Source organism: Arthrobacter sp. M2012083 (assembly GCF_000281065.1).
Taxonomy (GTDB): Bacteria; Actinomycetota; Actinomycetes; order Actinomycetales; family Micrococcaceae; genus Arthrobacter.
In genome coordinates this window covers 71,251-85,186 of sequence record NZ_AKKK01000025.1, presented here as the reverse complement: position 1 = coordinate 85,186, position 13,936 = coordinate 71,251, and the positions used below count along the sequence as shown (strand labels likewise).

Below are 13,936 nucleotides of genomic sequence, written 5' to 3'. Positions count from 1 at the left end.
GCAGCCGGCACCGAACCTTCGGCCATCCACGACACAAACACCGCTAAGACTACCGGGTTAATCCATCGTTTTGCTAAGTCGTGACGTAGTTCTCAGAGGGCACAGTTGGCAGTGGCTTAGTCGAGCACCAAACCCTTGCCTCGTCCGCGGGCGAGCATCACGGGATGGATCTCGCCGAAACCACGGACGTTCTCCGACTTCTGGGGAATCAGGACAAAGCGGTCGTCCTGTCCAAGGGCAGCGGCGGTCATGGCGTCCACAAGGACAGTCCCGGGCTGCGCCAGGGTGGTCAGCCGTGCGGCAAGGTTGACGGTGGGCCCGTAGATATCGCCGAGCCTGGAAAGAATGCGGCCCCACACCATGGATACACGGCACTGCGGCAGGATCTCGTCCTCCGTGAAGGCTTGCGCCAACGCCAAGGAAATCTCGGCTCCGGCGGCCGGGGTTTCAGCGATGTACAGGACTTCGTCACCCACGGTCTTGACCAGTCGCCCGCCACCGACGGAAATGATCTCGGCGCATTTGTTCTCAAAGCGCTGCACCAGCTGGGCGAGCGTTTTCTCGTTCATGCGGCGCGACAGGCTGGTGTAAGAGACAAGGTCAGCGAATCCCACGGCACGGGCCAAGGGCAACGGCGAATCGTCTTCGTCGCCCTCGCGGCCCTCCTCGCTGGCCTGCAACCCGGCCTCCGCCCGAACGGCAAGCCGCTGAACGCCGGCGTTGAGCTGGCGGCGGTAGGAGTACACCAGGATCTCTTCGAGCGAATCAACCAAGGCAGGCAGTTGCCCTACCAACTGCTTGCGGGCCACGGCATCAGGGATTCCCTGTTCGGAAACCATGTCCTCCACCAAGGCTTCGATTTGCCACACCACCATGCGGTCCGTCATTTGGCCGATGGACCGGGTAACGGAGATCGCGGCGTCCTCTGTCAGGAGTCCTGCACGGACCAAGTCCAGGATCCTGGACAGGGCAGCTTGGTCGCGTTCAGTGAACGCGACGTCCTCGTCCCCAAAGTTAGGGAATCCCAGTGCGCGCCAGATCTTGCGTGCCGAAAGGATGGACACGCCCGCACCGGCAGCAACTTCACGACGCCGGAGCTTGCGTTCTCCGCCCAGGAGTTTCGCCTCAAGCGCTTTAATAGCCAGGCGCTCCGCGGACATCACACCAGTGGGCGGACCTGTTTGCACCGACGCCGGAGCAGGCCCGACCTCAGTCTCCTCGTCCACGGAAGGTTCCGGTACGGCGTCGAACTCCTGGTCCAGGTCCTCGCCGGACTGCTGATCCTCAACGCTCATCTCTTCCACCTTCTCTCAACTCCCATGGCAATTCTTCAAAATCCCTCAGTACTTCACCCTCAAAAACCTCACCTTGCGGGAGTTCGTCCATCGCGTCAAGAATGAATCCCCGGAACTTCCCGACTTCGGGAACATCGGCCAGGACGGCTATTCCGGAGTGCCCGGTATCCAAGGATATATTCCCTGAGTGCAATGCCCGTTGGATCATGTTCTGCTGGACACCCACGTTGCGGACGGCCATCAGCGACACCTGCCAATCACTCCGCCGAAACATTCCGTTCTTGGCAAGTACACGCCTGCTCGTCAGGATGTACCTGATCGACCGCCACCGCAAGACGCGCCTCATGCTGTACGCGGCGAGGAACCACGCCGCGAGCACAACTACAGTGCCTACGAGCCAGGGCGTCCATTCGGCAGTGATGAACGGCGCCAGGCGCTGGGGGTTTTCCCTGACGATCCAGGCACAAGCAAAACCCGTGAGCGCGGGAACCACGATGAACGCCAGCACCGGGAAAAAGAGTGAACGGCCCTGTTGGCGCGTGATCGTGATGACCTGCTCCCCCGGAAGTAGCTCTTTACGCATAACCGCTTTCTGTGGCGCGCAAGTGCACCACGTCCCCGGCTGTCACTACGTGCTCCCTGCCGCCGTGATCCACCACCAGCAATGAGCCGTGCTCATCCAAGCGCGAGGCGTGCCCCACGAGTTCGTGGTCCCCGGGCAAGTGCGCCCGCACTTCGCGGCCCAACGTCACCATGGCAGACTCAACACGTTTATGCAGCGACGGGCCACCTACCAAGCCGGCTGCAGGGTCCCCCTCCGAGTTGCAGAAACTGCGGTACAACCTGGCGAAGCGGGAAAGGTAGCTCTTCAGCAGCGCAGTGCGGTCCGTCGTCGTGGCCCCTTCCAGGGCAAGCGACGTAGCCGTGGGAACCGGAAGTTCCTCCTCGGCCAAGGACACGTTGAGGCCAACGCCCAGGATGACGGCCGGAACGGAGCCGTCGCCCAGCGGAGTCATCTGGGCCAGGATGCCAGCCACCTTCCGCCCGTTAACCAGCACGTCATTGGGCCATTTGATCTCCGCGGTGATGCCGGCCGTTTCCTGCAGGGCTTCCCGCAAAGCGACCGCGGCCAGCAGCGAAAGCCAGGAGTAGCTCTGCGTCGGAACCGGCATGCCTTCTGCCGTGACGGGGCGCAGCACCATGGAGACGGACACTGCGGACCGCTCGGGTGATTCCCAGTGGCGGTCAAGCCGTCCGCGCGCCGCCGTCTGGTGTTCGGCGGTCAACACGGAAAGGTCGGCCCACTTTTTCGGTTCCACCGTCACGGCCCTCACGAGGTCCTGGTTGGTGGATCCCGTGGAATCGACAATCTTCAGCTGGGAGATGCCGGTAGCCGACAAGAAGTCCGGCTGGAGCAGAGCATCACGGTCCAATGCCCTACGATCCACAGAGGAACGGGACTGCCCGGACGCGACCTCTCCGGACATGACCTGGGGTTCGCTGCTCTCTGGCTGTTCGGCATCCATAGCTGAATCCTATCCAGTTGCGACGTCCCCGGATGATGGCTGCGCTGAAAAACGGCTATGAATCCCCTTAAAGGAAGATGTCCGGCACCAAGCGGTCTTCGGGTGCGCCGAGGCTGTATGGAGTGAAATCCGAAACGCCGGCAGCGCGCAGCACTTCTTCGTCTGTATAGAAATTCCCGGTGGCACCCGAACCGGTCAGCACGGCGTGCGCGGCATCGGCCATGATCTCCGGTCCGCGGGCCGCCTGCACGATTTGCTGCCCACCGGGCATGTTCCGGATCGCGGCCGTATCGATCAAGGTGCATGGCCAGAGCGAGTTGACCGAGACGCCGTCGTCCTTCAACTCTTCGGCGAGCCCCAAGGTGGTGAGGCTCATCCCGTACTTGGCCATGGTGTAGGCCAAGTGCATTCCGGCCCATTTCGGGTCCAGGTTGAGGGGCGGAGACAAGGTGAGGATGTGGCCGTGGTTGGATTCCCGCAGAGCAGGCAGTGCCAGCTTGGACAGCAGGAACGTGCCCCGGACATTGATGTCCTGCATGAGGTCGTAGCGCTTCATGTCCACGGCGTCGGTACGGGAAAGGTCGATCGCCGAGGCGTTGTTAACCACGACGTCGATTCCACCGAAACGCTCGACGGCGGCGGCGACCGCGGCGGCGACGTCGTCATCATTGCGGACGTCCCCGACGAGCGGCAGCGCCTGGCCGCCAGCTTCGACCAACTGATCTGCTGCGCTAAAAACCGTTCCTTCCAGCTTGGGGTGGGGATCGCCGGTCTTGGCCATGAGCACAATGTTGGCGCCGTCGCGCGCCGCACGGGTGGCGATGGCCAGGCCGATGCCACGGCTGCCGCCGGACAAAAGGATGGTCCTGCCCTTGAGCGAAGCGGTGGCCACGTAGGGGCTGGTGCGTTGCGTTTGACCCTCTGTTGAGGCGGAGGAAGCGCCGTTGCTTGAAGTCATGGGGACACTCTAACCCAAGCATGTTACTGGCGGGTAACATAGCGGTGGCTTTGGCTTGGACGCGGAAAATTGTAGGGTTTCTACAGCGGTTCGCGGCAAAGGCGTCACTAGACTGGCCTGCGGGGCCTGTTCTTTGTACGGAAGCTACTTAAGTCAGCTACTTGTCCGTGCCGGGATTGCGCCAGCGAATATCAGCTACAGAGCCGGAGACACTTGATGAGCCACGATCTGACAACGACAGCGGGAAAGATTGCCGACTTCCGCGACCGCCAGGCCCGTGCAGAACAGCCTTCCGGCCCGGAAGCAATCGAAAAGCAGCACGCTCGCGGCAAGAACACCGCCCGCGAACGCATAGACCTCTTGGTCGACCCCGGATCGTTCGTCGAGTTCGACGCCCTCGCAGTCCACCGCTCCACCGCTTTCGGCATGGAAAAGAAAAAGCCGCTGGGTGACGGCGTGGTCTCCGGATATGGAACCGTGGATGGCCGCCTCATCGCCATCTACAGCCAGGACTTCAGCGTCTACGGCGGCTCACTCAGCCAGGTCAACGGCGAAAAGATCGTCAAGGTCCAGGAATTCGCCCTCCGCAACGGTTGCCCGGTGGTCGGGATCAACGACGGCGGCGGCGCACGAATCCAGGAAGGCGTCGCTTCGCTGGCGATGTTCGCGGACATCTTCCGCAACAACGTCCACGCTTCCGGCGTGGTCCCCCAGATCTCCCTGATCATGGGCCCCTGCGCTGGCGGCGCCGCCTACTCGCCCGCATTGACCGATTACGTGGTCATGGTGGACAAGACGTCGCACATGTTCATCACCGGGCCTGACGTCATCAAGACAGTCACCGGTGAGGACGTGGACATGGAAACCCTCGGTGGCGCGCGGCAGCACAACGCCACCACCGGCACCTCCACCTACTTGGCTTCCGACGAAGCCGACGCGATTGAATTCGTCCGCGAACTTTTGGACTTCCTCCCCTCCAACAACCTGTCCGAGGCCCCCGTGGTGGAGCACGACCAGGAACTGGACCTGAACGACGACGACCACGCGCTGGACGGACTGATCCCCGATTCCGCCAACCAGCCATACGACATGCGCAAGGTCATCGAACAGATTGTGGACGACGCCCACTTCCTGGAAATGCAGTCGCTCTACGCTCCCAACGTGATGATCGGCTACGGCCGCGTTGAGGGACACACCGTCGGCATCGTGGCCAACCAGCCCATGCAGTTCGCGGGCACGCTCGATATCTCTGCCTCGGAGAAGGCTGCCCGGTTCGTCCGCCATTGCGACGCTTTCAATATCCCGATCATCACGCTGGTTGACGTTCCCGGCTTCCTCCCCGGAAAGGACCAGGAGTTCCAAGGCATCATCCGCCGTGGAGCCAAGCTCCTGTACGCCTACGCCGAAGCAACAGTTCCCAAGCTCACCGTCATCACCCGCAAGGCCTATGGTGGCGCGTACATCGTGATGGGCTCCAAGAAGTTGGGCGCAGACCTCAACCTCGCCTGGCCCACTGCGCAGATCGGCGTCATGGGCGCCCAGGGGGCAGTGAACATCCTTTACCGTCGCGATCTCGCTGCCGTGGCCGAAGCCGGCGGCGACGTGGAGGCCAAGCGCGCCGAGATCATCCAGGGCTACGAGGAAGAACTGCTCAACCCTTACCAGGCAGCACAGCTGGGCTATGTCGACGCAGTTATTGCTCCGTCGGACACCCGCCTGCAGATCATCCGCGGACTCCGGGCCCTCCGCGACAAGCGCGCGAGCCTGCCCACCAAGAAGCACGGAAACATTCCGCTGTGACGGCTCCCAAGCATCGCGCCGATTCGGCGCCCGACGGAGCATCTGCCGAACCGCCTGCCGAACCGAAGTTCTCGGTGGTCAAGGGCGAACCGACAGCCGAAGAGCTCGCGGCACTTGCCGCCGTCGTGGTTTCGCTGGGAGTCCGGCAGGAAGCGGCCTCGTCCAAGCCGAACATCCGTCACTGGGTGCGGCGCCAACAACTCCGCCTGGACCCCACACCGGGTCCGGGCGCTTGGAAGCGCAGCCGGGGTTAATTCACCCCTCCGCAGAAAGTTCAACAACCCTTTCACGTAAGCGTTGTCGCGGATAGGCTCTGTGGGTGACTACTGCAAACACTCCCGTACGCCCGAAGTCCGCCATCGATGCCGTCGCTGACGCGTACACAGACAAGCTGATCGAACTCAATCCCAGCTTCGCCACCACGCTGGGATTGCCGGGACACGAAACGGAATATCAGGACTACTCGCCTGCCGGGGCTGAGGCCCATGCGGAGGCTACAAGGCTAGCCTTGGATGCCCTGGCAGGCCTTGAGCCTTCCGATGATGTGGACGCCGTCACCCTCGACGCCATGCGCGAGCGGCTCGGCTTGGACCTGGAGATCCACGAGTCCGGCTGGGATGCGGCCGAGCTCAACAACATCGCCTCCCCCGCCCAGGACATTCGCGCCATCTTCGACCTCATGCCCACGGACACGGTGGAACAGTGGGAGCACATTGCCGGCCGTGCTGCGAACGTTCCCGGTGCGATCGAGGGCTATATTGCATCACTTCGCTCGGCTGCTGCCGCCGGAAAAGTAGCCGCCGCCCGCCAAGTGCGGATCGTCATTGAACAGACCGGCCGATACGCCTCAGAGGACGGCTTCTTTGCCAAGCTGGCTTCATCCGCTTCCCTTGGTGGACAACCGCTGCCTGCGGACGTTCAGTCAAAGCTCGACGCCGGGACTGCGGGCGCGCGTTCTGCGTACAGCGCCTTGGGCGACTTCCTTCGGGACGAGCTCCTTCCCGTAGCCCCTGAGAAGGACGCTGTGGGCCGGGAACGATACGCCTTGGCTTCCCGTTCGTTTATCGGCGCCGAAGTCGATCTGGAAGAAACGTACGCCTGGGGCGTCCAAGAGCTCGAGCGGCTGATCAGCGAGCAGGAGAAGGTTGCCGGCCACATCAAACCGGGCGCCTCCATTGAAGAAGCCAAGAGCATTCTCAATAACGATCCCGCCCGGCAGATCAAGGGCACGGAGGCCTTGAAAGCCTGGATGCAGGAGCTCTCCGACCGTGCAGTCTCTGAGCTCGCCGACGTTCACTTCGACATCCCTGACGTCATGAAAACCCTCGAATGCATGATCGCGCCCACCGATGAGGGCGGCATTTATTACACCGGCCCTTCCGACGATTTCTCAAGGCCCGGCCGCATGTGGTGGTCCGTGCCGGCAGGCGAAGACACTTTTACCACCTGGTCCGAAACAACCACAGTGTTCCACGAAGGTGTTCCCGGCCACCACCTCCAGGTAGCCACCGCCACGTATCGCCGCGAAGTCCTCAACAACTGGCGTCGGAATGTTTGCTGGGTGTCCGGACACGGAGAAGGCTGGGCACTCTACGCCGAGCAGCTCATGCTTGAACTGGGCTACCTCAAGGACCCGGGCGACCACATGGGCATGCTCGACGGCCAGCGCATGCGTGCTGCCCGCGTGGTATTCGACATAGGCGTCCACTTGGAACTACCCGTTCCGGAGCGCTGGGGAACGGGGACGTGGACTCCTGAGAAGGGCTTCGACTTCCTCAAAGCCAACCTGGACATCAGCGAAGGCCAGCTCCAGTTCGAATTCACCCGCTACCTCGGCTGGCCGGGCCAGGCCCCGTCCTACAAAGTGGGCCAGCGCTTGTGGGAGCAAATTCGTGCAGAGCTTGAATCCCGCGAAGGCTTCGAGCTCAAGTCCTTCCATAGCAAGGCATTGAACATCGGCTCGGTTGGCTTGGACGTACTGCGCCGGGCGCTGTTGGGATAGTTTTTGTTCCCGCCCGAGACGCACGCCACGCCCCGGGCGGGAATAACTTCATAGCTGCGTAACATTTCTCAACGTCCGTTCGCTATGTTATTTGCGATGCACCTACCGTGTTCCGGTGAGCACCTCAACCAACACCCCCCTAGCAGCTGGCAAGACCGGCTTCCGGCTCCCCAAGTGGGCCGGATCCTTCGGCGTCCAGATCATCGCAGCCCTCATCGTCGGCCTTATTCTGGGCCTCATCGCCAAGTACACGGGCAGCACCAAAGCTGCTCCCAACGGCCTCGGCGCTACTCTCCAGACGATTGGCACCAGCTACGTATCGTTGCTGCAGACCGCCGTCGTTCCCTTGATTTTCACCGCCGTGGTGAGCTCCATTGCGAACCTGCGCCAGGTGTCCAACGCTGCGCGACTGGCGTGGAACACTCTGCTGTGGTTCGCCATCACCTCACTGGTCTCGGTGCTGATCGGCATTGGGCTCGGCGTGCTCCTGCAACCTGGCGCCGCAACGGGCATCACCGAAGAGGCAAAGTACGCCGGCAAGACCGGTGACTGGTGGGCCTTCCTGATTGGTTTGTTCCCCAAGAACTTCCTTGGGCTCGGCGCCAGCTCCACGGTCACCGAGAGCGCCAACGCTGCCACCACAGTCAGCACAGCCGTCAACTTCAATGTGCTGCAGATCCTGGTGATCGCGATCGCCATCGGCGTTGCCGCCCTCAAGGTGGGCAAGCAGGCCGAAGCTTTCCTGACCTTCAACGCTTCCGCATTGGCAGTCATCCAGAAGGTCCTGTGGTGGATCATCCGCATCGCCCCGCTGGGGACCATCGGCCTGATCGGTAACGCCGTGGCCATCTACGGCTGGGACACCATCGGCTCCTTGGGCAAGTTCACGGCCGCCATCTACATTGGCCTGGCGCTGGTGCTCTTCGTCCTCTACCCCATTTTGGTCCGCGTCCACGGGCTGTCCGTCAAGCAGTACTTCTCCGGTGTTTGGCCGGCCGTCCAGCTGGCGTTCGTCTCCCGCTCCTCGATCGGCACGCTTCCGCTCACGCAGCGCGTCACCGAGCGGAACCTGGGCGTCCCTTCCGGTTACGCTTCCTTCGCTGTCCCGCTGGGTGCCACCACCAAGATGGACGGCTGCGCAGCGATCTACCCGGCCATCGCAGCGATCTTCGTGGCACAGTTCTTCGGCATCAACCTGGACTTCAGCCAGTACCTGCTGATCGTACTGGTCTCCGTCCTCGGTTCCGCTGCTACGGCAGGCACCACCGGCGCCGTCGTCATGCTTACGCTGACCCTGTCCACGCTGGGTCTCCCGCTTGCCGGCGTCGGCCTCCTGCTGGCGATCGATCCGATCCTGGACATGGGCCGCACCGCCGTCAACGTCGCGGGCCAGGCGCTGGTCCCGGCCATCGTGGCCAAGCGCCAGGGCATCCTGGACGAATCCCTCTATAACGCACCCCGCAACGGTGCAGCGTTCGCGGACGAGTTTGCCGCCGATAAGGCAGCCGCTGAAGGCAACGAGCGCGAATTGGCCGATTCAAAGGCCTAGGACTTAGCCGCTTTTGCAAAGGCACAAATCCCCCGGGGAGTTCTCCCCGGGGGATTTCCCCGTTTAAGGGCGAAAGTCTGGATAGGCTCGGACCATGTTGATCGTCACCTCCAACGAAATCCCAGGCCACCGGATCGACGCCGTCTTTGGCGAAGTCATGGGCCTCACTGTCCGTTCACGCGATATCGGGTCCCAGATGCTCGCCGGCTTCCGCTCCCTTGGCGGCGGCGAGCTGCCCGAAATGACCAAGGCCCTCTACGAAAGCCGCCAGGAAGTCATGGCACGCATGGTCAACGAGGCGCAGCAGCGTGGCGCCAACGCTATTGTGGCCATGCGCTTCGACACCTCGGAAATGGGCACCAACTGGACCGAAGTGTGTGCCTACGGAACCGCCGTGTATGTGCTGCCGCTGGGTGAGGGTGAGCCGGGAGCAACGGGCCAGTCGATCTACCTGACCAAGACCGCAGCCCAACAGTCATCCCAGCAGAGTCAGCCGACTCCCCCCGCTCCACCGGTGCCCCCAACACAGTTCTAGCCCCACCCTTCCGGGTCCCGCCCTGGTTCGCTCCGCCTCGCCATTCAACGGTGGGCATGACGAACCAGGGCGGGACTCTTCGTATGCCGCTCGGCTCAAATTGCGCAGAGTGCAAACTTGCACTTAGTGTAAGTATGTGACCCAAACCAGTAGCCAGGAAGCCGCTGCGGAGGTGTCCACCACTGCTGAGCCCGCTACCCCGTCACGGCGCGAACTCAACAAGGCGGCCACCCGCAGCTCCATCGCCTCCGCAGCCTTGGACCTTTTGCGCAGCAACGGGTCCGGTAATTTCACCGTGGAAGACATCGCCGCCAGCGCGGGCGTCTCACGGCGAACCTTTTTCAACTACTTTCCCAGCCTCGAAGCTGCCCTGGCCTCCGTCGCCGACGGCTTTATGGACCACGCGTTGGAGCAGTTCCGGTTGCGGCCGGCGGACGAGTCTATCCTCGAATCCGCGCAGGCCGCCCTCATGGCGCTGGCCGATCCCATGTCCGTTGCACCCATGGCCGAATTGTTCAGCTTGACCCAAGACAACCGCCAGCTGGCCCGCTCCGAACTTGAAGCCTGGGAGCACTGCACCGAGCAAATCATTGACGCCGCGCGCGGCAGGCTCGGCACTGGAATCAGTGAGCTCTACCTTCACGCCCTCGCAGGTTCCGTTATTTCCTGCGGCAAAGCGGCAATGACCGTCTGGTTCGCCGAACACGGACCGGACCTTTCCCCCACATCCCTTGCCGTCCTCCGCCAGCACCTCATCGATGCGATGGGCCTTCTCGGCGCCGGCTTCGCGCCGCCGTCGGACGCTTCCCTACACGGCCCAGCAGCCTCACCTTCCGTTTCAACCACCAAAGATCGGTTCTGACATGGCCTCGTTCCTCTACCGTCTCGGCAAATTTTCGTATCGCCGCCGCTGGCTGGTCATCTCCATATGGCTGGCCGTCATGGTGGCAGTAGGCGGCTCGGCCGCAGCGTTCCACGGCACCATGTCCAACAACTTCACCATCCCGGGCACCGAAACCCAGCAGATGGCGGACAAGCTCAAAGAGGCCCTGCCCGATTCGTCCGGCGGCTCGGCCAGCGTGGTTTTCGATGCCGGAGATACCGGCTTCGACCAAGCCAAGAAGGACGCGGTTGCCGCCGCGCTCACCAAGCTTGAAGCCATGCCGGACGTTCAGGGCACGGTAAACCCCTTCACCACGCAGGAGCAGCTGGACAAGGCCGCAGCGGACATTGCCGCCGGCGAAGCCAAGGCTGCCGAGGGCCAAACCCAGCTGGACGCCGCCCGCGCCCAGTTGGCTGCCGGCGAAACCCAGCTCGCAGGGGCTGAGCAGCAACTGGCAGCGGCCGGCCTCAGTCCGGCACAGATTGAAGCGCAGCTGGCTCCGCAGCGAGCCGAACTCGCCGCAGGAAAGGAAAAGCTCGACGCCGGAACCAAGGAAGCGGCCGACGGCGCCGCCGCACTGGCCCTCGGCAAGCGACAGCTTGAGGCCTCTAAGGGCATGCGTTTTGTCTCCAGCGACAACAGAGCTGCAATCGCGCAGGTCCAGTTCAAGACCTCCATCAACGCCGTTGACCCCGCTGTCCGCGAGGAAGTCCAGGAGATTGTCCACGGAGTCTCTTCCGCCGGCGTCACGGCTTACGCCAGCAAGGAAATCACCGAGGACGTCTCTGAGATCTTCGGCATTGCAGAAATCGTGGGCGTCGCAGTGGCTGCCCTTGTCCTGATTCTGATGCTCGGCACTCTTATCGCGGCTGGCCTGCCTCTTTTGATGGCCTTGATCGGCGTTGCCGTGGGCGTCGGTGGAACGTTCGCCCTCACCAGCGTGATCGACATGAGCTCCATCTCCCCCATGCTTGCCCTGATGCTCGGACTCGCTGTTGGCATTGACTACTCCCTCTTCATCGTCAACCGCCACCGCACGCAGCTCCTGTCCGGTATGGACGCGGAGGAATCCGCGGCCTTGGCCACCGGAACCTCCGGTAACGCCGTGCTATTCGCCGGCCTCACGGTCATCATCGCCCTCGCCGCCCTGGTGGTTCCCGGGTTGCCCTTCCTCGCTGTGATGGGTGTTGCGGCCGCGGCGACAGTCGGCGTAGCCGTCGTCGTAGCTTTGACCCTGACGCCCGCTGTCCTGGCCCTGATCGGCCGCCGACTCATTTCCAAGCGCGCTTGGGCCAAAGCTGCCAAGCACAACGCCGAGCCCGGCCACGAAGCCGCGGACCGCGAACGCGAGGAGAAGCGCAGCAGCGGGGGCTGGGGCGGCATGGTCACACGTCACCCGTGGGCTGCCCTCGTGGCAAGCGTCGTGCTGCTGGGCGCCTTGGCGTTGCCCGCATCGCAACTGCGACTGGCACTTCCCGACGGCGGCTCCGAGCCGGTGGATTCGCAAGCCTTCAAGGCCTACGACCTCACGCGCAGCAGCTTCGGCGAAGGCGTGACCGGACCGATCGTCGTCGTGGGCGAATTCCCCGACGGTCTCAGCGAGAACGACGCCAAGAACAAGCAATTCGACGTCGCGGACCAGCTCCGCAGCGTAGAGAACGTGATTGCCGCTGTGCCCGTTGCCTTGAGCGAAGACCGCCGTACTGCCGTCTTCCAGGTCATACCGAAGGAGGGTCCCGCCAGCGCCGGCACCGTGCAGGTGGTGTCCGATCTCCGCGCCAAGGGCTCCGCAATTCACGACGACCTGGACGTAACGATCGGCCTAACGGGCCAAACCGCAGGCAACATCGACGTCTCCAACAAGCTGGGCGCCGCCTTGCCGCCCTACCTGGCAATCGTCGTCGGGCTTTCACTGCTGCTGTTGCTGCTGGTGTTCCGCTCCATCGTGGTGCCCCTGCTGGCAACAGGCGGATTCCTGCTCTCCCTCGCCGCTGCTTTCGGCGCCGTGGTTGCCGTGTACCAGTGGGGCTGGCTGGGAGGGATCTTCGACGTCGCCAATCCGGGTGCTGTGCTCAGCTTCCTGCCCATCATCCTGATCGGCGTGCTGTTCGGCCTGGCGATGGACTACCAGGTGTTCATCACCTCCGGGATGCGGGAGTCCTTCATGCACGGTGAGTCCGCCAAGCACGCGGTCCGCTCAGGATTCAGCCACGCCGCAGCAGTGGTCACCGCAGCCGCGATCATCATGGTCAGCGTGTTCTCCGGCTTCATCTTCAGCCACCTCACCATGGTCAGGCCCCTCGGCTTCGCCATGGCATTCGGTGTGCTGATTGATGCCTTCGTGGTCCGCATGACGATTGTTCCGGCCGTGATGTACCTTCTGGGTGAGAAGGCCTGGTGGCTGCCCAAGTGGCTGGAACGGATCCTCCCGGATGTGGATGTGGAAGGCGCCAAACTGGACCGCAGTGATCGCCGTAAGGCCGACGCCGAGGAACTCGTCCACTAACGGTCTCTCATCTAACAGCCAATATTCACGAACGCTCGCTCCCTTGCTTGAGGCAAGTGAGCGAGCGTTCGGTTTAAGCACGCGGGACGTGAGCGAGCGTTCGGTTTAAACACGCGGGACGTGAGCGAGCGTTCGGTTTAAGCACGCGGGACGTGAGCGAGGGCCGTACTAGGCTGGGACCGTGACCCGATTGATCCTTGCCTCCCAGTCCCCCGCCCGCACCAAACTGCTCACGGAAGCCGGAATTCAGCACGACGTCCTGGTTTCGGACGTCGACGAAGATGCGGTCCAGGCAAAGTACGGAGTGACGGACGCCCACGACACCGCGCTCTTGCTGGCCCGTGCCAAGGCCGAGGCCGTTGCCGCCCTCCCCGAAGCTGAAGGTGCCTTGGTGATCGGATGCGATTCGGTTTTCGAGTTCGACGGCGAGTCCCATGGCAAGCCCTACACCGCAGAGGTCGCCCGGGAGCGGATGCTGCGGATGAGCGGCTCACAGGGAGTGCTCCACACCGGCCACTGGCTGGTTGATTGCCGGGACACCGCCGCTGACGCGGACGAAGAGGCAGACGCAGATGAAACTCCCGAAGGCACGGGCGCCACCGTGGGAGCGGTATCGAGCGCTGAGGTCCACTTCGCCCACATGAGTACCCAGGACATCGACGCCTACATCGCCACCGGAGAACCCCTTCACTGCGCCGGCTCGTTCACCATCGACGGTTTGGGTGGGGCCTTCATCCGTAAGGTGGACGGCGACCCGCACGCCGTCGTCGGGCTTTCCATTTCCACCCTCCGGGACCTGCTGGTCCATGCGAACGTGGGCATTACGGAGCTGTGGGACGCGAAGAGCCAGTAGAGGCGGTTTGTAGCAACCCTACAAAGGAA

Annotated in this window: 12 protein-coding genes; 8 read left to right on the top strand and 4 right to left on the bottom strand. The window is 63.0% G+C overall.

Annotated features, from left to right (window positions below; genetic code table 11):
- Positions 1-116 precede the first annotated feature (116 nt).
- The 4 genes from A477_RS0112565 to A477_RS0112550 form a co-directional block, all read right to left on the bottom strand.
- Entirely contained in the window at positions 117-1,295 is a 1,179-nt protein-coding gene (locus A477_RS0112565) for an adenylate/guanylate cyclase domain-containing protein (protein ID WP_017199340.1), read from the bottom strand.
- Positions 1,285-1,878 (bottom strand): PH domain-containing protein, encoded by a 594-nt coding sequence (locus A477_RS0112560; RefSeq protein WP_017199339.1) that lies wholly within the window; start codon positions 1,876-1,878, stop codon positions 1,285-1,287. Before A477_RS0112560 ends, A477_RS0112565 begins: the two co-directional genes overlap by 11 nt.
- Positions 1,871-2,821, bottom strand: a complete 951-nt coding sequence (locus A477_RS0112555; protein ID WP_017199338.1) for a biotin--[acetyl-CoA-carboxylase] ligase — start codon at positions 2,819-2,821, stop codon at positions 1,871-1,873. Before A477_RS0112555 ends, A477_RS0112560 begins: the two co-directional genes overlap by 8 nt.
- A 67-nt stretch (positions 2,822-2,888) precedes the next feature.
- On the bottom strand, positions 2,889-3,779 hold the full coding sequence (locus A477_RS0112550) for an SDR family oxidoreductase (RefSeq protein WP_017199337.1): 891 nt from the start codon (positions 3,777-3,779) through the stop codon (positions 2,889-2,891).
- Positions 3,780-3,995: 216 nt separating this feature from the next.
- Here A477_RS0112550 and A477_RS0112545 point away from each other — a divergent pair, with 216 nt between their 5' ends.
- The 8 genes from A477_RS0112545 (at position 3,996) to A477_RS0112510 (ending at position 13,907) form a co-directional block, all read left to right on the top strand.
- A complete protein-coding gene (locus A477_RS0112545; protein WP_017199336.1) occupies positions 3,996-5,579 on the top strand; it encodes an acyl-CoA carboxylase subunit beta in 1,584 nt (527 codons plus the stop codon).
- A complete protein-coding gene (locus tag A477_RS0112540) occupies positions 5,576-5,833 on the top strand; it encodes an acyl-CoA carboxylase epsilon subunit (protein WP_017199335.1) in 258 nt (85 codons plus the stop codon). Before A477_RS0112545 ends, A477_RS0112540 begins: the two co-directional genes overlap by 4 nt.
- 65 nt (positions 5,834-5,898) lie before the next feature.
- On the top strand, positions 5,899-7,581 hold the full coding sequence (locus tag A477_RS0112535) for a DUF885 domain-containing protein (RefSeq protein ID WP_017199334.1): 1,683 nt from the start codon (positions 5,899-5,901) through the stop codon (positions 7,579-7,581).
- 115 nt (positions 7,582-7,696) lie between these two features.
- Positions 7,697-9,130, top strand: a complete 1,434-nt coding sequence (locus A477_RS0112530; RefSeq protein ID WP_017199333.1) for a dicarboxylate/amino acid:cation symporter — start codon at positions 7,697-7,699, stop codon at positions 9,128-9,130.
- 94 nt (positions 9,131-9,224) lie between these two features.
- Complete coding sequence (locus A477_RS0112525) at positions 9,225-9,665, top strand: YbjQ family protein (RefSeq protein WP_017199332.1); 441 nt, start codon at positions 9,225-9,227, stop codon at positions 9,663-9,665.
- 172 nt (positions 9,666-9,837) lie between these two features.
- Positions 9,838-10,527 (top strand): TetR family transcriptional regulator, encoded by a 690-nt coding sequence (locus A477_RS0112520; protein ID WP_017199331.1) that lies wholly within the window; start codon positions 9,838-9,840, stop codon positions 10,525-10,527.
- 1 nt (position 10,528) lies between these two features.
- Complete coding sequence (locus tag A477_RS0112515) at positions 10,529-13,054, top strand: MMPL family transporter (RefSeq protein ID WP_017199330.1); 2,526 nt, start codon at positions 10,529-10,531, stop codon at positions 13,052-13,054.
- Between the two features lie 181 nt (positions 13,055-13,235).
- Positions 13,236-13,907 carry a Maf family protein gene (locus A477_RS0112510; protein WP_017199329.1) on the top strand — a complete coding sequence of 224 codons (672 nt, stop codon included), beginning with the start codon at positions 13,236-13,238 and terminating at the stop codon, positions 13,905-13,907.
- Positions 13,908-13,936: the final 29 nt, after the last annotated feature.

Bases quoted from the DNA above. Each gene is read 5' to 3' on its own strand.
- A477_RS0112565 (WP_017199340.1), bottom strand. From the start codon at position 1,295: ATGAGCGTTGAGGATCAGCAGTCCGGCGAGGACCTGGACCAGGAGTTC.
- A477_RS0112560 (WP_017199339.1), bottom strand. From the start codon at position 1,878: ATGCGTAAAGAGCTACTTCCGGGGGAGCAGGTCATCACGATCACGCGC.
- A477_RS0112555 (WP_017199338.1), bottom strand. From the start codon at position 2,821: ATGGATGCCGAACAGCCAGAGAGCAGCGAACCCCAGGTCATGTCCGGA.
- A477_RS0112550 (WP_017199337.1), bottom strand. From the start codon at position 3,779: ATGACTTCAAGCAACGGCGCTTCCTCCGCCTCAACAGAGGGTCAAACG.
- A477_RS0112545 (WP_017199336.1), top strand. From the start codon at position 3,996: ATGAGCCACGATCTGACAACGACAGCGGGAAAGATTGCCGACTTCCGC.
- A477_RS0112525 (WP_017199332.1), top strand. From the start codon at position 9,225: ATGTTGATCGTCACCTCCAACGAAATCCCAGGCCACCGGATCGACGCC.
- A477_RS0112515 (WP_017199330.1), top strand. From the start codon at position 10,529: ATGGCCTCGTTCCTCTACCGTCTCGGCAAATTTTCGTATCGCCGCCGC.